At 64.0% G+C, this 18,431-nt stretch carries 17 protein-coding genes; 7 read left to right on the top strand and 10 right to left on the bottom strand.

The genetic code is table 11. The features are described 5' to 3' along the window. Window positions 1-119: 119 nt before the first annotated feature. Window positions 120-383: a glutaredoxin 3 gene (gene grxC, locus BTO02_RS02425; protein ID WP_075155668.1), complete on the bottom strand. Its 264-nt coding sequence runs from the start codon at window positions 381-383 to the stop codon at window positions 120-122. After that, window positions 380-805, bottom strand: coding sequence for a rhodanese-like domain-containing protein (locus BTO02_RS02420; RefSeq protein ID WP_075155667.1), 426 nt, complete (start codon window positions 803-805; stop codon window positions 380-382). The genes grxC and BTO02_RS02420 overlap by 4 nt, the downstream gene beginning before the upstream one ends. 149 nt (window positions 806-954) lie before the next feature. Between BTO02_RS02420 and gpmA the strand changes: the two genes are divergently transcribed. The 3 genes from gpmA (at window position 955) to BTO02_RS02405 (ending at window position 4,671) form a co-directional block, all read left to right on the top strand. Continuing rightward, entirely contained in the window at window positions 955-1,701 is a 747-nt protein-coding gene (gene gpmA, locus BTO02_RS02415) for a 2,3-diphosphoglycerate-dependent phosphoglycerate mutase (RefSeq protein ID WP_075155666.1), read from the top strand. Window positions 1,702-2,058: 357 nt separating this feature from the next. Further along, on the top strand, window positions 2,059-3,660 hold the full coding sequence (locus tag BTO02_RS02410) for a S41 family peptidase (protein WP_075155665.1): 1,602 nt from the start codon (window positions 2,059-2,061) through the stop codon (window positions 3,658-3,660). Between the two features lie 198 nt (window positions 3,661-3,858). Continuing rightward, complete coding sequence (locus tag BTO02_RS02405) at window positions 3,859-4,671, top strand: HesA/MoeB/ThiF family protein (protein ID WP_075155664.1); 813 nt, start codon at window positions 3,859-3,861, stop codon at window positions 4,669-4,671. A 104-nt stretch (window positions 4,672-4,775) separates the two neighbouring features. Here BTO02_RS02405 and ptsP read toward each other — a convergent pair whose 3' ends face one another. The 7 genes from ptsP to BTO02_RS02365 form a co-directional block, all read right to left on the bottom strand. Continuing rightward, complete coding sequence (ptsP, locus tag BTO02_RS02400) at window positions 4,776-6,530, bottom strand: phosphoenolpyruvate--protein phosphotransferase (protein WP_075158536.1); 1,755 nt, start codon at window positions 6,528-6,530, stop codon at window positions 4,776-4,778. Window positions 6,531-6,803: 273 nt separating this feature from the next. Continuing rightward, entirely contained in the window at window positions 6,804-7,073 is a 270-nt protein-coding gene (locus BTO02_RS02390) for an HPr family phosphocarrier protein (RefSeq protein ID WP_075155662.1), read from the bottom strand. A 117-nt stretch (window positions 7,074-7,190) separates the two neighbouring features. After that, entirely contained in the window at window positions 7,191-7,727 is a 537-nt protein-coding gene (locus tag BTO02_RS02385; RefSeq protein ID WP_075155661.1) for a PTS sugar transporter subunit IIA, read from the bottom strand. A gap of 293 nt (window positions 7,728-8,020) precedes the next feature. Further along, on the bottom strand, window positions 8,021-8,977 hold the full coding sequence (gene gshB / locus BTO02_RS02380) for a glutathione synthase (protein ID WP_075155660.1): 957 nt from the start codon (window positions 8,975-8,977) through the stop codon (window positions 8,021-8,023). A 113-nt stretch (window positions 8,978-9,090) separates the two neighbouring features. Beyond that, on the bottom strand, window positions 9,091-10,380 hold the full coding sequence (gene gshA / locus BTO02_RS02375) for a glutamate--cysteine ligase (protein ID WP_075155659.1): 1,290 nt from the start codon (window positions 10,378-10,380) through the stop codon (window positions 9,091-9,093). Window positions 10,381-10,625: 245 nt separating this feature from the next. Next, window positions 10,626-12,080: an ammonium transporter gene (locus tag BTO02_RS02370; RefSeq protein WP_075155658.1), complete on the bottom strand. Its 1,455-nt coding sequence runs from the start codon at window positions 12,078-12,080 to the stop codon at window positions 10,626-10,628. A 27-nt stretch (window positions 12,081-12,107) separates the two neighbouring features. After that, window positions 12,108-12,446 (bottom strand): P-II family nitrogen regulator, encoded by a 339-nt coding sequence (locus BTO02_RS02365; protein ID WP_006048089.1) that lies wholly within the window; start codon window positions 12,444-12,446, stop codon window positions 12,108-12,110. A 433-nt stretch (window positions 12,447-12,879) separates the two neighbouring features. On the opposite strand from BTO02_RS02365, the gene BTO02_RS02360 reads away from it, so the two are divergent. Next, the gene (locus BTO02_RS02360) at window positions 12,880-13,134 is read left to right on the top strand and encodes an accessory factor UbiK family protein (protein WP_075155657.1); all 255 of its coding nucleotides are present in this window, start codon (window positions 12,880-12,882) and stop codon (window positions 13,132-13,134) included. 106 nt (window positions 13,135-13,240) lie between these two features. Further along, entirely contained in the window at window positions 13,241-14,803 is a 1,563-nt protein-coding gene (locus tag BTO02_RS02355) for a YifB family Mg chelatase-like AAA ATPase (RefSeq protein ID WP_075155656.1), read from the top strand. A 335-nt stretch (window positions 14,804-15,138) separates the two neighbouring features. Here the strand turns inward: BTO02_RS02355 and BTO02_RS02350 are convergent, their stop codons facing one another. Continuing rightward, window positions 15,139-15,789, bottom strand: a complete 651-nt coding sequence (locus BTO02_RS02350) for a hypothetical protein (RefSeq protein ID WP_442953450.1) — start codon at window positions 15,787-15,789, stop codon at window positions 15,139-15,141. A gap of 152 nt (window positions 15,790-15,941) precedes the next feature. Here BTO02_RS02350 and BTO02_RS02345 point away from each other — a divergent pair, with 152 nt between their 5' ends. Beyond that, window positions 15,942-16,466 (top strand): peroxiredoxin family protein, encoded by a 525-nt coding sequence (locus BTO02_RS02345; protein ID WP_075155655.1) that lies wholly within the window; start codon window positions 15,942-15,944, stop codon window positions 16,464-16,466. Window positions 16,467-17,006: 540 nt separating this feature from the next. Then, window positions 17,007-18,407 carry a M35 family metallo-endopeptidase gene (locus BTO02_RS35370; RefSeq protein ID WP_156883733.1) on the top strand — a complete coding sequence of 467 codons (1,401 nt, stop codon included), beginning with the start codon at window positions 17,007-17,009 and terminating at the stop codon, window positions 18,405-18,407. Window positions 18,408-18,431 lie beyond the last annotated feature (24 nt).

Below are 18,431 nucleotides of genomic sequence, written 5' to 3'. Positions count from 1 at the left end.
GCGCCAGATGGTCGAGCCGACCCCGCGCCGCCGATACCTTCGAAACATCCGCTTCGCCGACGCGCCCACACAAAGCCCAGGCAGCGCGACCGGCGGCGCAGGCCGACGCCCGAAAACGCTCAGACCACTTCTTCGAGCAGCGGCGTCAGACCGCCCGCGCGATCGAGCGCAGACAGATCATCGTACCCGCCGACATGTGTTTCGCCGATGAAAACCTGCGGCACCGTGCGGCGCCCCGTGCGGGTCATCATTTCCTGGCGACGCGCCGGATCCTTGTCGATCAGCACCTTTTCGATCTGGTCGACGCCGCGCGACTTCAGCAGCCGCTCGGCCATCTGGCAATACGGGCACACTTGCGTGCTGTACATGATCACTTTGTTCACTTCGCTGCTCCTTGTTTGACGACCGGCATGCCCGCTTGCTGCCAGGCGTTCACGCCGCCTTCGAGCACATGCACTTCGGCATAGCCTGCGTCACGCACGATACGTGCGGCCTTGTTCGAATGCTGACCGGTCTGGCACACCAGCAGCACCGGGTTGCTCTTGTTCTTCACGAGCTGCCCGACCTTTGCCTGCAATTCCGCAAGCTCCACGTGGCGCGCCGACGGCAAATGGCCTTTGGCGAACTCCGCTGCCGGGCGCAGGTCCACCACCACGGCATTGCGACGGTTGATGAGCTGCGTCGCTTGCGCCGCGGACAGGCCGCCGCGGCCGCGGCGAGCGATCATCGGCCACAGGAGCAACGCTCCAGAGATGAGGGCGGCCGCAATCAGGACAAGGTTCGAGTAGTCGGTGAAAAACGTCACGGAATATTTGCCGGAAAAGTAAGAAACGGTGAGAAATAAAAAAGGGCAATCCGGCCATTATAAAATAACCGCCTGTCTCGATGGCGACCGCATAGAATGTGCCGCGGCGCGCCTCGCATACCGCTTCCTTACTACCGACCGGCAAGACCATGTACAAACTCGTTCTCATCCGCCACGGCGAATCGACGTGGAACAAGGAAAACCGCTTCACGGGCTGGGTCGACGTCGACCTGACCGAGCAGGGCGTTCGCGAGGCAAAACAGGCGGGCGACCTGCTCAAGAACGCCGGCTACACGTTCGACATCGCGTACACGTCGGTGCTCAGGCGCGCGATCCGCACGCTGTGGCACGTCCAGGACCAGATGGATCTGATGTACCTGCCCGTGGTCCATTCGTGGCGGCTCAACGAGCGCCATTACGGCGCGCTCTCCGGCCTGAACAAGGCCGAGACGGCCCAGAAGTACGGCGACGAACAGGTGCTGATCTGGCGCCGCAGCTACGACACGCCGCCGCCCGCGCTCGATCCGTCCGATTCGCGCGCGCCGTTCGACGACCCGCGCTATGCGAAGGTGCCGCGCGAACAGTTGCCGCTGACCGAGTGCCTGAAAGATACGGTTGCGCGCGTGATGCCGATCTGGAACGAATCGATCGCGCCGGCCATTAAATCGGGCCGCAACGTGCTGATCGCCGCGCACGGCAACTCGATTCGCGCGCTGGTCAAATATCTGGACGAAATCTCGGACAAGGATATTGTCGGATTGAACATTCCGAACGGCGTGCCGCTCGTCTACGAACTCGACGAAGCGCTGAAGCCGATCAAACACTACTATCTGGGAGACCCGGAAGCGATCGCGAAAGCGCAGGCGGCCGTCGCCAATCAGGGCAAGGCGGGCTGATCGAGCGGAAACGGCGCGCGTCGGGGCGCGGGCGGGATCTGCGCGGCACGAACGCCGCTTCGAGCTCCGCGCTTCAGACCGGGTCTTTCAGATCGCTGCTTCAAGTTGGCTTTAAGACGGCTTTAAGCGCGCTCGCCTATAAACACGCAGGCCGCCACGCCGTATCAACGCACCACCGCGCGTCGGCTAGCGCACATACACTATGCGCTGCCGCCCGCGACGATCCGAAGAACCTCGCTGTACTGATCTTGTCGAAGAACCGGTCAGCCGCCCAAACGGCCGTCCCGGCGTCGAGAAGTTATACTTGTCCGTCCTTACCCTTCACGCTGCCACGCGCTTCCGACCGCAACAGACTCTATGCGAAAGAACCTGAAAACTATCGGCCTGATCGCCGCGGGCCTTGCTACCGGCGTTTTTGCTACCTTGCAACTTTCCGCCTCGGCCCAGCAAACGCCCGTCCCCGCGTCCAGTCCCCTGCCGCTCGACCAGTTGCGGCTCTTCGCCGAAGTCTTCGGTCAGATCAAGCATGAATATGTCGAACCCGTCGACGATAAAAAGCTGCTGACGGCCGCGATCAAGGGCATGGTGTCGAGCCTCGATCCGCACTCGTCGTATCTCGACAAGACCGACTACGAAGAGCTGCAGGAACAGACCAAGGGCCGTTTCGCAGGTCTCGGCATCGAGATTTCGCAGGAAGACGGCCTCATCAAGGTGATCTCGCCGATCGAAGACACGCCGGCGTTCCGCGCCGGCATCCGTCCGGGCGACCTGATCACGCGCATCAACGACAAGCCCGTGCGCGGCATGACGCTCGACAAGGCTGTCAAGCAGATGCGCGGCGACCCGGGCACCAAGGTCACGCTCACGATCTTCCGCAAGACCGACGACCGCACCTTCCCGCTGACGGTGACGCGCGCGATCATCAAGGTGAAGAGCGTGAAGTCGAAGATTCTCGCGCCCGGCTACGCCTACATCCGTATTACGAGCTTCCAGGAACGGACAGTGCCGGATCTCGCCGCCGCGCTGCAGGACATCGCGCGCCAGCAGCCGAACCTGAAGGGCCTGATTCTCGATCTGCGCAACAACGGCGGCGGGCTGCTGCAAAGCGCGGTCGGCGTCGCCGGCGCGTTCCTGCCGCCCGATTCGGTCGTCGTTTCGACGAACGGCCAGATTCCGGATTCGAAGCAGGTCTATCGCGACACCTACGATAACTACCGCCTGTCGTCGTTCGACGGCGATCCGCTGAAGGGTCTGCCGCCGATCTTCAAGACGGTGCCGATGATCGTGCTGACCAACGCGTATTCGGCTTCGGCATCGGAAATCGTCGCTGGCGCGCTGCAGGATCAGCATCGCGCGCTGATCGTCGGCAAGACGACGTTCGGCAAGGGTTCGGTGCAAACCGTGCGGCCGATGACCGCCGACACGGCGCTGCGCCTGACCACGGCGTACTACTACACGCCGAGCGGCCGTTCGATCCAGAACAAGGGCATTCGCCCCGATATCGCGGTCGATCAATACGCCGACGGCGATCCGGACGACGCACTCGTCACGCGTGAAGTCGATTATTCGAATCACCTCGCGAATACGCAGGATCCGAACGAGAAGAAGGAGCAGGAAGAGCGCGAACAGGAACGCATGGATCAGCTGCGTCTGCTCGAAGAGCAAAACGATAAGAAGACGCCGGAACAGCGTCAGAAAGATCGTGATCGCAAGCCGGTCGAGTTCGGTTCGAACGATGACTTCATGCTGCAACAGGGGCTCAACAAGCTCGAAGGCAAGCCCGTCGTGGAATCGAAGTCGCTCATGGAGCGCCGTCTCGCGCAGAACAAGCCGGCGCAATCGGCTTCGGCGCCGGTTGCGGTGAAGCCGGCGCTGCCGGTCACGCCGGGCGCGTCGGGCCCGGGTGCCGCGGCGCCCGCACCGGCGTCGGCCGGTGCGACGTCGAGCAGCAGCAAGTAAGGGTTGAATCGCGGGTCTTCGCGGCTGGCTGCATGCCGCGAAGACCCGAACGCGTTTGAAACCCTGCTTCCCGAATCCGAATCCGCAAGTCCCTACTCGAAGTCCTGATTTCGCGCGCGGCTAGAATAAGATCATTGCCGCTGTCCGCCGTGCCGTCGCGCGGCGGCTTCGTAATGCGATAACGCGACGCGCCCCGCCATGAACGACGAACAACTGCTCCGCTATTCCCGCCATATCCTCGTCGACGAGCTCGGCATCGAGGCGCAGCAGCGCTTTCTCGACGCGCACGCAATCGTCGTCGGCGCGGGTGGCCTGGGGTCGCCGGCCGCCATGTATCTGGCGGCAGCGGGCGTCGGGCAACTCACGCTCGTCGATGCCGATACGGTCGATCTGACCAACCTGCAGCGGCAGATCCTGCATGTGACCGCGTCGGTCGGCCGCAGGAAAGTCGAGTCGGGACGCGACGCGATCGCACGCCTGAATCCCGATGTGAAAGTGCACGCGGTGACCGAGCGGGTCGACGATGCATGGCTCGCTCGCGCCGTGCCGTCGGCGACCGTCGTACTCGACTGCACCGACAACTTCGCAACGCGCCATGCGATCAATCGCGCGTGCGTCGCGCACCGCATACCGCTCGTCTCCGGCGCGGCATTACGTTTCGACGGCCAGATCAGCACGTTCGATCTGCGCGAAGACGCGTCGCCGTGTTATGCGTGCGTGTTCCCGGAAGACCAGCCGTTCGAGGAAGTCGCGTGCTCGACGATGGGCGTGTTCTCGCCGACGGTCGGCATCATCGGCGCGATGCAGGCAGCCGAAGCGCTGCGCGTGATCGCCGGCATCGGCACGCCGCTCGTCGGCCGCCTGATGATGCTGGACTCGCTGCGCATGGAGTGGACGACGATGCGAATCGCGCGGCAACCCGATTGCGCGGTGTGCGGCGAGCGGCACGGCAGCGGCGTTGGAGATGGGGTTGGGTCCGGCGCCCAGAGCGCTTCACGCGGCGCGGCATAGCGGCGCAGACTCAGGCGGCGGGCGCCGCGCATCGACCTGGCCGCCGCCCGCTCACCGCGTGACCGGCTCCTGCTACTGCTCTCCTGACGCAAATAGCCCGGCCATCAGGCTTGCGCCAGGCGCTTCAACGCCGCCTCGAGTTCGGCCGGCTCGAATGCCGCGAGCACATCGGCTACCGGCTTTTCCAGCGCCTTCACGCTCGAGCGCAAGATCTCCTGCTTCACGAGCAGCAACTGGCTCGGATGCATCGAGAATTCAGTCAGCCCCATCCCGAGCAGAAGCCGCGTCAACGCCGGATCGCCAGCCATCTCGCCGCATACCGAAACCGGCACGCCCGCCCGCCTCGCCTCACGCAGCGTGAACGCGATCAGATGCAGCACGGCCGGATGCAGCGGGTCGTACAGATGCGCGACCGCGTTATCGGCGCGGTCGATCGCGAGCGTGTACTGGATCAGGTCGTTCGTGCCGATCGACAGGAAATCGAGCCGCTTCAGAAAAAGCGGCAGCGCGATCGCCGCCGCCGGAATCTCGATCATTGCGCCGACGCGCACGTTCGGATCGTACGCAAGTCCCGCATCGTCGAGCTGATGCTTCGCCTCGCGAATCAGGTCGAGCGTCTGGTCGATCTCCTGCGCGTGCGCGAGCATCGGAATCAGAATCTTCACGCTGCCGAACGCCGACGCACGCAGAATGGCGCGCAACTGCGTGAGGAACATCTGCGGCTCGGACAGGCTCCAGCGAATCGCGCGCAGCCCGAGCGCGGGGTTCGGCGCGGTCTCGTAACCGTCGCCGGTGCTGCCCATCGCTTCGAGCGGCTTGTCGGCGCCGACGTCGATCGTGCGGATCGTCACGGGCATGCCGTTCATCAGTTCGACCGCACGACGATACGCATCGAACTGCTCTTCCTCTTCGGGCAGCCGGCCGTCCTTCTGGTTCATGAACAGGAACTCGGTGCGGAACAGCCCCACGCCGGTCGCGCCTGCATCGACCGCCGCGCGCGCGTCGTCGGGCAATTCGATGTTCGCGCACAACTCGATGTTCGTGCCGCACAGTGTTTTGGTCGGCGAAAACTTGAGCCGCTGCAGTTTGCGCTGTTCGAGCGCCTTCTCGCTTTGACGGTACGAATATTCTTCGAGAACGATCGGCGCGGGATCGACGATCACGATGCCATGATCGCCATCGACAATGATCAGATCGTCCTGGCGAATCAGCGCGCTCGCCTGCTGCACGCCGACCGCAGCCGGAATGCCGAGACTGCGCGCAACGATCGCCGTATGCGACGTGCGGCCGCCGAGATCCGTGACGAAGCCCTGGAACGTCTGCGTCTTGAACTGCATCATGTCGGCGGGCGCAATGTCGTGCGCGACGACGATCATCTCGTCGCACGCGCCGTGCGCGCCGTGCGCGAGATTCACCGATGCGCCCGCAAGCGCCTTCAGCACGCGCTCGACGACCTGCTCGATATCGGCTTTGCGCTCGCGCAGGTATTCGTCGTCGACTTCGTCGAAGTGGCGCGACAGGCGCTCGAGCTGCTCGGTCAGCGCCCATTCGACGTTGTAGCGGCGCGTGCGGATCAGATCGAACGTTTCCTGCACGAGCATTGCGTCGTTCAGGATCATCGAGTGCACGTCGATGAACGCGCTCATCTCGGTCGGCGCATCGGCGGCGAGGTCGGCGCGCAATGCGTTGAGTTCCTCGGTGACGACGAGCTGGGCTGAGCGAAAGCGTTCGATCTCGCCTTCGATTTCGGCGGGTTCGATCAGATAGTGGTCGACGTCGAGTGCGGCCGGGGCGATCAGATAGGCCCGCCCGATGGCAATACCGCGTGACACGGGAATTCCATGCAGCGTGAACGACACGCGCACCTCCTCTAGTTGTTCGATGCCGCGGCAAACCGCTGCAGTGCTCTCAGACCCCGCCCACGATTATAGATTCCGCGGCATCCCCGTGTGATGTGCGATGCAGCAGAAATGCCTTCACACGGAACGCAATAATGCCGGCGAAACGTCTGCACCGTTGCGCTCGGGCAGCGGCTGCGGCCCCACACCGCGGATGCCGCCGTTATGCCAGAAGAAAAACGCCGCGGGAATGGCCGCGGCGTTTTCTCACATCGGGCACGACGCCGCAGCCTGCTATTGACCTTCGCCGAATTTGTCCGCGATCAGCTTCAGGAGCGCATCCATCGCTTCTTTTTCGTCGGCGCCCTCGGTCTCGATCAGCACGGTGCTGCCGATGCCCGCTGCAAGCATCATCACGCCCATGATGCTTTTCGCGTTGATGCGGCGGCCGTTGCGGCTCATCCAGATTTCGGACTGGAAGTTCGCGGCCAGTTGCGTCAGCTTGGCCGACGCGCGTGCGTGCAGGCCCAGCTTGTTCACGATTGTCGTTTCCTGTTGCAGCATCTGATGATCCGAAGAGCGGTTATTAAAGTTGTTGGTGCTGTTGTTGGTGCTGCTGGTAGCGTTGGCATGGCGTGCGCGAACGTCGTGCGACAGACCCGCCGACGGACGCCGTCGATCCTATCGGCCGCCTGCCTTGCCGCTCGCTTCGGTATTGGCCGCCGCCCCTGCTTCGGCTTGCCCCGCCGCATTCGTATTCAGCTCGCAGTCCGGCGGCATCGCCGGAATGCAGTCCGCGCCGCTTGCGATCGGCGCGGCGGGCGGCGGTGTGGCCGGGCCAACCGCGTGGATGCCTTTCGTCGCCCCGGCAAGTGCCTTGTCGACGAGCGTATCGAGCGGCGTGGCACGGTAGCACACGGCGCGCACGAGCATCGGCAGATTGACACCCGCGACGACTCGCACGTCGGGTATCGCCGCGAGCCGGCCTGCGATATTCGAAGGCGTCGCGCCGAACATGTCGGTCATCACGAGCGCGCCGTTGTCTTCCTTCAGACGTTCGATCTCGCTGTACGCGAGCGCGACGATCTGTGCGGGATCGCAATCGGGCGTGACGTCGATCACGCCGATGCGGGCGGGCAAGCCGCCGTAAATATGCGCGACACACTCGCGTAACGCGGTGGCGAACGGAGCGTGCGCAATGATCAGAATGCCTGCCATGTCAGCCTTGCTGCAGAAAACGGCCCGCTGTCGTGACCCGGAAGTCGTGACCCGCAAGCGGCGGCCCGGTCTCGAACCAGGCGCTGCCTCGGGCGCGCGGCGCTTGGCCCGCTGTTTCGTCGTAAGGGTCCGAACATATGTCCAGGAGACCGAACGTCTGCGTGAACCACGCAGATCAGCGCGCGAGCGGGCATTGTAACAGCGTCATTTTCGCGCCTTCAGGCGATTCCCGCTCGATTCCCGCTTGCGAGGCGCGCGCACTGCGGTGGGCCAGCACCGTGCGGAAACCACGCCTACCCGACCGCACGCTCCAACGCACCGATGAACATGCCGGCGACGTCGAAGCCAGTCTGATCCATGATTTCGCGAAAGCACGTCGGGCTCGTCACATTGACTTCGGTGAGCCAGTCGCCGATCGCGTCGAGCCCGACCAGCAGAAGGCCGCGCGCGGCAAGCACGGGGGCGAGCGTTTCGGCGATCTCTCGATCGCGCGCCGTGAGCGGCCGTGCCACGCCAAGGCCGCCCGCGGCGAGGTTGCCGCGTACCTCGTTGCCTTGCGGAATGCGCGCGAGCGAATAGGGCACGGCCTCGCCGCCGATCAGCAGAATGCGCTTGTCGCCGTCCTTGATCTCGGGGATGAACTTCTGCGCCATCACCGTTCGCGCGCCATCGTGGCTCAGCATCTCGACGATCGAGCCGAGGTTCATGCCATCGGCCTTCACGCGGAACACGCCCATCCCGCCCATGCCGTCGAGCGGCTTGAGGATCACGTCGCCGTGCTCGGCGTGGAATTCGCGCAGGCGCGCCGCGTCGCGCGTCACGAGCGTCGGCGCGACGAACTGCGGGAACTCGCCGATCGCGAGTTTCTCCGAATGGTCGCGAATGGCCTGCGGCTTGTTGAAGATGCGCGCGCCCGCGCGTTCGGCGAGCTCGAGCAGCCAAGTCGACGTCACGTACTCCATGTCGAACGGCGGATCCTTGCGCATCAGCACCGCGCCGAAGCTCGTCAGCGCGCGCGGCGCCGCGTCCTGCGCCGCGAACCACGGCTCGCGGTGGCTATCCGCTTCGTCGCCGACGATCTCGAAGCGCTGCGCGCTCGCCTCAACTGCCCCGCCCGTCCATGCCAGATGACGCGGCTCGCACGTGTAGAGCTTATGGCCGCGGCGCGCGGCTTCGGCCATCATTGCGTACGTCGTGTCCTTGTAGATCTTGAAACGGGAAAGCGGGTCGGCGATAAAAAGAATGTCCATGGAATACCTGGTGCAGCCACGCGGGCTCGCGTTGATTTCGTGACACGGAAATGGCCGGAAAGACGCGCGCTCGCCGGAACCGCCCGGACATCACTGAGACCCGGACCTCGAACTCAGACCTGGATCGCTTCCGGGTCGGTCCGCTCGAGTTCCAGCGATGCGGCAAGCAACCCCAGCCGCGCAACGACACCATACATGTAAAAGCGATTCGGCGGCGCCGCGCCCGGCTTCGCGTGCGCATCGGGCAGCGCGGTGTGCTCGAAGCCGAGCGGCACGAAATGCATGCCGGGCGCGTTCAGGTTCTGGTCGCGCTCGCGGCTGCCGTGCGCGCGGTAGAAGCCGCCCACCACGTAACGGTCGATCATGTAGACGACCGGCTCCGCGACTTCCTCGCCGATGCGCTCGAACGTATAAACGCCCTCCTGCACGAGCATGTCGTGCACTTCGAGGCCTTCTTTCGTCGCCGCCATCTTCGTACGCTCGCGCTTGGTCAGCGCGGCCACTTCGGACGCGTCGTGCACCGTCATCACACTCATGCCGTACGTGCCCGCGTCGGACTTGATCACGACATACGGCTTTTCGGAGATACCGTACTCGCGATACTTCTTCGCAATCTTCTTCAGCACGCCGTCGATCGCATCCGCGAGCGCTTCCTCACCGGTGCGCGCTTCGAAGTCCACACCCTCGACGTGTGCGTAATAGGGGTTGATCATCCACGGGTCGATCTCGACCATCTTCGCGAATTTTTTCGCGACGTCGTCGTAGCACGAGAAATGCGTCGACTTGCGGCGCACGGCCCAGCCCGCGTGCAACGGCGGCAGCAGATACTGCTCATGCAGATTCTCGAGCACGGGCGGAATGCCACCCGACAGATCGTTGTTGATCAGGATCGAGCACGGATCGAAATTCTTCAGGCCGAGCCGGCGCTGCGAGCGCTCGAGCGGTTCGAGCACGATCTTCTGCCCGTCTGACAGCGCAATCGTGACGGGGCCGTGAATCGATTCATCGAGCGTGCCGAAGCGAACGTTCAGGCCTGCCTGCCGCATGATCGTCGCGAGCCGCGCGACGTTTTCGAGGTAGAACGCGTTGCGCGTATGGCGCTCGGGAATGACGAGCAGGTTCTTCGCATCCGGACAGATCTTTTCGATCGATGCCATCGCGGCCTGGACCGCGAGCGGCAGTACTTCGACCGGCAGCGCGTTGAACGCACCCGGAAACAGGTTCGTATCGACCGGTGCGAGCTTGAAGCCGGCGTTGCGCAGGTCGACCGAGCAGTAGAACGGCGGCGTGTGCTCCTGCCACTCAAGCCGGAACCAGCGCTCGATAGCGGGAGTCGCGTCGAGGATCTTCCGCTCGAGGTCGAGCAGCGGACCATTCAACGCCGTAACTAGATGCGGAACCATTGATCACTCGCAGACTGGAGAAGAAAGATTGTAGAGCAAATGCTAGGCCCATCTGGGGACGCTTTCTCCAATCGCAAGGCACGGATGAAGCTATTCTTGCCGCCGTCGAAAATGTGAGGAAAATCCTCTATTTACGAGATGGCGCGGAAAGAAAAAAGCCCGCCGAAGAGGCGGGCCAAGGTCGCTGCACTTACCAACCGGTCAGGTGGTTCTGGTCAAATCCGGGTTGAGATTCGTCTGTTGTTTTATTCGACGTGTTCGCCGTGCAGGATCACGTCGAGACCTTCGCGCTCTTCCTCTTCGGTCACGCGCAGGCCCATCACCATATCGATCACCTTCAGCAGGACAAAGCTGACCACGCCCGAATAGATGACGGTCGTCAGCACGCCCTTGACCTGCAGCATCACGCTTGCGTCGAGGCCGCTGATGTCCTTGACCGCGAACACGCCGGTCAGGATGGCGCCCACGATACCGCCGACGCAGTGCACGCCGAACGCGTCGAGCGAGTCGTCGTAGCCGAGCTTGTGCTTGAGCCACGTAGCCGACCAGAAGCAGATCACGCCTGCGACGAGGCCGATGATGAGCGCGCCGGCCACGCCGACGAAGCCCGACGCCGGCGTGATCGCGACCAGCCCCGCCACCGCGCCCGACACGATGCCGAGCACCGACGGCTTGCCCTTGGCGATCCACTCGGCGAACATCCAGCCCATTGCGGCCATCGCGGTGGCGATTTGCGTCGTCAGCATCGCGAAACCCGCGCGGCCGTCGGCGGCCACCGCCGAACCCGCGTTGAAGCCGAACCAGCCCACCCACAGCATCGAGCCGCCGATCATCGTCAGCACGAGGTTGTGCGGCGCCATCACGTCCTTGCCGTAGCCGGTGCGCTTGCCGAGCACGAGTGCGCAGACGAGCGCCGCGATACCCGCGTTGATGTGCACGACCGTGCCGCCCGCGAAGTCGAGGATGCCCGCGCTAGCCAGCCAGCCGGTCGGTTCCCACACCATGTGCGCGATCGGCGAGTAGACGAGAATCGACCACAGCGTCATGAAGACGAGCATCGACGAGAACTTCATACGGTCCGCGAACGCACCGGTGATGAGCGCCGGCGTGATGATCGCGAAGGTCAGCTGGAAGCAGAAGTAGACCGATTCCGGAATCGTCGTCGCGAGGTGGCTCACCGTCAGCGTGGTCGCCTTGTCGCCCTTGATGTAGTTCATGCCCGACAGGAACACCCGCGAGAATCCGCCGATGAACGAGTTACCCGGCGTGAACGCGAGGCTGTAGCCGATCACGGTCCAGACTACCGTTACAAGACACGTGATCGCGAAGCTCTGCATCACGGTCGCGAGCACGTTCTTCTTGCGGACCATGCCGCCGTAGAAGAGCGCGAGGCCCGGAATCGTCATGAACAGCACGAGCGCGGTGGAGGTCAGCATCCAGGCGGTGTCGCCGGAGCTGATTTTCGACGAATCGACCGAGAACGGCGCGGTCGGTGCGGCAGGCGCTGCCGCGGCGGCAGCGGACGCATCCGCGGGGGCGCTGGCGGCCGGCGCCGCGGAAGCATCCGCGGCCGGCGCGCTGGCGGTCGTATCAGGTGCCGATGCAGCGGCCGGTGCCGACGCGTCATCCGCAACGGCGTTGCCGATGCCGGCTGCGAGCAGCGAGCCGACCATCAGCAGGGACATCAAAAGTTTGCGCATTTCCGGTTTCCTCTTGTCACTGTTCTTCTAAAGGGCATCCGCGCCGGTCTCCCCGGTGCGAATCCGAATTACTTGTTCGATCGGCGTGACGAAGATCTTGCCGTCGCCGATCTTGCCGGTGCGCGCCGCGCGTTCGAGCGCTTCGATGGCCTGATCGACGATGTCGTCCGATACGGCCGCCTCGATCTTCACCTTGGGCAGAAAGTCGACTACGTACTCCGCGCCCCGATACAACTCCGTGTGTCCCTTCTGACGGCCGAAGCCTTTGACTTCCGTCACCGTGATCCCGGAGACGCCGATCGCCGACAGGGCTTCGCGCGCCTCATCGAGCTTGAACGGCTTGATGATTGCGGTAATCAGTTTCATGAAATCCCTCGCTGTAGTGACTCAACCCGTTGCGTGCTGCTTTCTAGTGCCTTTCGCCTGTCGGCGGCCACTCCAATGAAGCCGCGGGCCCGCGCGCCGATCGGCGTCCCGATTGATGCGCGGGCCAATAACAGCAGCTTCCATGCCATGTTGCATCGCGGAAAGGGTAAAGTTCATGCCGCACAAGGCTCTCGCGGCGACCGGCACGCAAACTCGTCCGAATGGCCAGCGTTGGCGGCCTACGGTGGCGCGGCGCGTTGATCGTTGTTAGAGTGTCCGCACGCATGCAGCACGGCTGTGCGCAGCGAATGTGCACCAGGCTCGCACATGCGGCGTGCTTTGCCGGCGCGGGATGCACCATCAACGAACATTGGCGCTCGCGAAGCACTGTGGTAACGACGTTTGCACATGATTTGTGCACAAGGGGAATGCAATGAGACAACCGAACGACATCTTCAACGACCTGCAGGCGCGCATGAGCGACCTGCTCAAAAACTCACCGGCCAAAGATGTCGAACGCAATGTGAGGGCGATGCTGGCCCAGGGGTTCTCGAAGCTCGATCTCGTCACGCGCGAGGAATTCGATACCCAAACCCAGGTGCTCGTGCGCACGCGCGCGAGGCTCGAAGAGCTCGAGCGGCGCGTCGCCGAACTCGAGCAGAAGCTGCCCCTTACCCAATCGTCCTGACTGAACCTCCTCATCAAGCTGCACATCATCGGCAAGCGAGCCGTGACGTCATCAGCGTATTAATGGGAGTGCGCGGCAACGACCGCGCGTTCCGACGGGAGTAAACATGTCGCTTGCCGTGGTCAAGAGCCGCGCGCCGGCTGCTGGCCGCGCGCCTGAAGTCACCGTCGAGGTCCACCTCGCGAACGGTTTGCCTTCTTTCTCGATAGTGGGTTTGCCCGATCTCGAAGTGCGCGAAAGCCGCGAACGGGTGCGGGCCGCCTTGCAGAACTGCGGACTCGATTTCCCGGTCCGCCGAATTACCGTCAATCTCGCCCCCGCCGATTTGCCGAAGGAATCCGGCCGCTTCGATCTGCCGATTGCGCTCGGCATACTCGCCGCGAGCGGACAGATTCCCGCCGAGTCGCTCGCACATCGGGAGTTTGCTGGCGAACTGTCCCTGACCGGCGCGCTGCGGCCGATGCGCGGCGCGTTCGCGATGGCGTGCGGCACCGCCCGCAGCGCTGCGTCGTTGGCCGCCACCGAAGGTACCGATACCTCGCACCGCGTTCCCGAGCTGTATCTGCCGGCCGCGAGCGCGGCCGAGGCGGCGCTCGTGCCTGGGGTCGACGTATTCGGCGCGGCGGATCTGCCGTCGCTGTGCGCGCATCTGGCGGGAGACGCCGACGCCCGGCTGTGGCCATTCGCGACCCCGCCCGCATCCGCGCAAACGTCGGCTGCCGGGCCGGACATGGCCGATGTGATCGGTCAGCGCGGCGCGCGCCGCGCACTCGAAGTCGCGGCGGCAGGCGGTCATCACGTGCTGATGGTCGGACCGCCGGGCGCGGGCAAATCGATGCTCGCGGCACGCCTGCCCGGCCTGTTGCCGCCGATGACCGACGACGAAGCGCTGACCTCGGCAGCCCTGCTGTCGGCAAGCCTCTGCGGCTTCTCGCCGGCGCAATGGCGGCAACGGCCGTTCCGCGCGCCGCATCATTCGTCGAGCGCGGCGGCGCTGGTCGGCGGACGCAATCCGCCGCGGCCAGGGGAAATCACACTCGCGCATCTGGGCGTACTGTTTCTCGATGAATTGCCCGAATTCGATCGTCATGTGCTCGAAACGCTGCGCGAGCCGCTCGAAGCCGGGCGCATCACGATTTCACGCGCCGCCTGGCAGGCCGATTTTCCCGCCGCTTGCCAGCTGATAGCCGCCATGAACCCGTGTCCTTGCGGCTGGCGTGGCGACCCGAACGGCCGCTGCCGGTGCACTCCGGAAATTGCGGCGCGCTACATGCGCAAGCTGTCAGGCCCGCTTCTCGACCGCATCGACATCCAGATCGAGATTCCCGCGCTGTCGCCGGCGGAGCTTTCGGCGCGCGCCTCCGATACCGGCGAGCCGAGCGCCGCGATCGCCGCTCGCGTGCAGCAGGCGCGCGAGCGGCAGATCACGCGCCAGGGCAAGACCAACCGCGAGCTCGACGGACGCGAGGTCGACGAGGTGTGTCGTCCCGACAATGCGGGCGAGAGTCTGTTGCGCGAAGCGGGCGAGCGCTTCGGCTGGTCGGCGCGGGCCTATTACCGGGTGCTGAAAGTAGCGCGAACCATTGCGGACCTGGCCGGCACCGCGACACCGAGTGCGTCCCAGATAGCAGAAGCCGTGCAATACCGGCGTGTGTTCGCCTCAGCGTGATCTCAGCAAAAAACGCGTGTCAAGACTTGACTTATGCACACAAACCGCCCACCGATACGTTTGGATACAACTGAAAGCGACTTGTGAGACCGACGTCAAAGTCCTTTGATTTTATTGAGTTTTATTGTGTGCCAACAATCAGGGCAAAATAACCCGAGGCCCGCCGGGCGGGCTTGTGCGGCCTCCCGCACATAGTTCTCAACAAAGATATCCACAAGTCCTGTGGGTAACCCGAAAACTTCAGTGAAATCCATCGATTACAGACGTTAGCTACGAAGGGACTTTCACTTCGAGCGCTGCTCGATCGGCGCCGTGCGGCGGAGCTTTTACCGCTCTTAATACAGTTTGAACGACTGGAAGAACTGATCTAGCTGCTCCGGCGGCAACTCTTTTTTCGCGACGACCGCGGCCTGGTAGACGTGCCGTCCCTTTGCGACAAGGCGCGCATGCATGATGCGCGCCTCTTTCTTCGGGCCGGCGGCGCCGCTGAATGTCACTTCGAGCCCCGGCACGTCGCCGCCGACCGCGAGCGGAATCATCGTCGCGTGCGCGTCGGGCGCCGCGCCCAGATTGCGTGCAAGGCCCGCGCGCAGAAACTCGAGCGCCGCACGTTGCGTATTGGGGTCGTCGTCAGGGAGTTGCACCGTGCCGATCGCGAACACCGCTCCGCCTGCTTCGGCGGTCTGCATGTCCATTTTCATCGGCGTGCCGTCGATGTCGATCTGCCGTTCGTCGAGGCTCGGCTTGGCGGGTAGATCGACGGTGTAGCCGTTGTCGTTATTCATGATCGTGCGCCAGTCGTAAGTCGGCGAGCATGCCGCGAGCGCGACGGCGCACACGGTCACACACAGGGCGCGGCACCATGACGAACACGCCGGCGGGCTGTGCCGCGCGCCGCGACGGACGAGCCGGGCAGCAGACTGGAGATCGGAAGTACGGGGATGAAAGCGGGCAAGCGAAAGCGATCGGAAATTGACGCGAAACATGAATGACAGGACAGTCGAAATTGCGCTGAAAACGTCATTATCCGCCCGCATGGTCGGAACTGCCTCCTATACTGAATGAGGCTACAATGACAGCCGCGCGGCGCACTGCCCGCCCCTTTCGCGCACGCGGTGCGCCCCAGAGATTCCGACTCATGAGCCAAGACACTGTTTCCCGACGCAGCAGCCCGATTCGCTACATTGCGATGGCGGTCGTCGCCGGTGCGATCGCGGTTGCCGGTTATTTCGCATTCGGCAGCCAGCAACATGTTCCCGACGCAACCTTCACCTTGCTGTCCGGCCAGAAGGTCACGACCGGCGATCTGAAGGGCAAGGTCTATCTGGTCAACTTCTGGGCGACGAATTGCGACACCTGCATGAAGGAAATGCCGCAGATGGTCGACACGTACAACCGCTTCAAAGGCAAAGGTCTCGAGTTTGTCGCGGTCGCGATGAATTACGACGCGCCGATGTACGTCACCAACTACGCCGAAACGCGTCGGCTGCCGTTCAAGGTTGCGATGGACGACGGCTCTGCGGCAAAGCAATTCGGCAATGTCCAGCTCACGCCGACCACGTTCGTCATAGGTCGCGACGGCAAGATTCTTAAGCGCTATGTCGGCGAGCCGAGTTTCCAGGAACTGGACGCGCTGCTCGATAAGGAACTGGGTTCGGCATAAACATCAGGCAGTCAGCTCGCTGCCGGAACATGAGGCCCGCGCGAATGCGCGGGCTTTTTTGTTGCCAGTCGCCTCATGCGCGACACGTAGCTTTGCCCTTTCATACGCTCTCCTGCCGGTTCCCCCTGCGTCGATGCACACGTCGATGTGTAAGCCGGTGTGCGATCCCTGTATCTCACGACGCGCGCGCGCCAATGCTTAAATCGTTCGGCACGCGTGAGTACGCGTCATTCGAACGCAAGATCCGCGAACGGCGGATCGTTGTGTGCGCATCGATCGGTCGGCGCATGTCGCGAATCCGCGCCATCACAAGAAGACGGGAACCTCATGAGAATCAGTGACTATCGCAACACGTATGCGCGCGAAGGCGCGCCGGATCAAATGCCGTTACGAGTCGCGTCTGCCCCACAAGCGCAGATGCGCACTCATGCGCCCGCTCAGCGCGCGTTCCTCGATATCGCGCCGGGCCACTCTGCGCAGACCGGCGGTGCACAGTACGGCACCGCCGACCCGCAAAGCGGCAGCCGCGACGACACCCGCTTGCCGGCGTTCAATGTCACCCAGCGGTTACGGCCTGACCGGCCTGACGATCCGGACACACGAAGCCAGCCCGGAGATTCGACTGACGACGCCAACGGCAACCATGTCCGCGACCGATGGGACGACGGCGGCACGCACGTACGCGATACGTGGAATGACCAGAACGGCACGCGCGCACATGAGACGTGGGACATGGACGGCACACACGTGCGCAACGCATGGAGCGAACAGACCGGCCAGCACGTACGCGACGCGTGGGCAGCAGACGGTTCGCATGTGCACGACGCGTGGGACGAGCAAGGTAACCATGTGCAGGAGGCATGGACCGCGCAGGGTCAATATCTGCGCAACGCGTGGAACGAGCTGACCGCACGGACGCAGGACATGCTCAAGCATGCCAATACGGTCGATGCGGACCCGGCAAACAATCGGCGCGGCCCGGGCGGATCCGCACCTGCATCGCCGGGCGACGATTCATCGCAGCCGGAGTCGATGCCAGGCGATGTCGGCGCTCGCCCGCCCGGAGCGGGCAGACCTCGTGCCGAACCGACCGCCGGAGAACCGGAGCAACGCCCCGTCGGTGACGGCCGGTACGGCCACGGCACGACGGGTCCGGGACGCGGGCACGGCGAGACCGGTTCAACAGGCCATGGACATGGCCCGGGTGGTGGTGGTGGCGGTGGCGGTGGTGGCGGTGGTGGCGGTGGTGGCGGTGGTGGCGGCGGCGGTGGCGGTGGCGGTGGCGGTGGCGGTGGCGGTGGCGGTGGCGGTGGCGGTGGCGGTGGCGGTGGCGGTGGCGGTGGCGGTGGCGGTGGCGGTGGCGGCAACGTCGGCCAAATGCCGAATGCGGGCCCGGGCGGCCATGCGGCCCCGCCCGACATCGAGGGCGGCGCGGGCGCATCGCAATTCTCGCAGGCGGCGTTGAATCGACTGAACGGCGCGCCGCAAAATCTCATGCATTTGCTCGATCTCGCGCTCGGCAGGCTCGAAAAGTATGGCGCCAACGATCCGGAGGTTCAGCAGTGGTTCGGCAAGAATGCGAACGTCGATGAAATAAGGCGGACGCTGGAGAGGATGCGGCAGACGCTTGCCTCAGGAGACTATAAATTCTCGCTCGACCCGCGAACCCGCGATAACTGGGAGATGGCCCACGTGTTCCCCACCGACGGATCGCACACGATCCACGTGAGGCCGCACATGCTCGATGCCGTGTTCGGTAAAAACACGCCCGAGGTCACGATTGCCCACGAACTGAGCCATTTCAACGATATAGCCGGCACACGCGATCTGATCTACGGCGACCAGAACGCATTGAACCTTGCCAGAACAAACAGCTCGGCCGCCATGCACAACGCGGAAAACTATGGGATGTTCATCCGGCAAGTGGCGCAGCTCGCGTGACCGGCCTCGCAGTCGGGTCCGCCT

Source organism: Paraburkholderia sp. SOS3 (assembly GCF_001922345.1).
Taxonomy (GTDB): domain Bacteria; phylum Pseudomonadota; class Gammaproteobacteria; order Burkholderiales; family Burkholderiaceae; genus Paraburkholderia.
This window is presented reverse-complemented; position numbering and strand designations above follow the sequence as displayed.